The organism is Citrobacter sp. TBCS-14, assembly GCF_005280805.1.
Classification (GTDB): domain Bacteria; phylum Pseudomonadota; class Gammaproteobacteria; order Enterobacterales; family Enterobacteriaceae; genus Citrobacter; species Citrobacter gillenii.
This window is the reverse complement of record NZ_SZWM01000895.1, coordinates 1-252: the sequence shown is the minus strand read 5'-3', so window position 1 is coordinate 252 and position 252 is coordinate 1. Positions and strand designations below refer to the sequence as shown.

General features: G+C 54.4%; 1 protein-coding gene. It reads right to left on the bottom strand.

What is annotated here, in order from left to right:
- Positions 1 to 252, bottom strand: a 252-nt coding sequence (locus tag FDX22_RS21940; RefSeq protein WP_222592560.1) for a YfaZ family outer membrane protein, incomplete at both ends; no start/stop codon positions are given.

Sequence of the window (252 nt, the reverse complement as noted above, 5' to 3'; positions counted from 1 at the left end):
TCCGGGGAGTAGTAGTATTCACCAAACAGACGGAAACTGTCGCCAATCGGCCACTGTAAACCACCACCGACAGCTGCCGCGTAGCCTTCATCACCGTCTTTCGGGTTGGTATAGATACCTTTCCCACCGACTGTTGCCAGCAACGGACCCAGAGGGATATTCAGACCAAGGCCAAGCCCTGCAACATCACCGTCGTCATCGTTATGCATCCAGTTGCCGCTAACAGCCAGTCCAGTGGACTCAGTACCCATA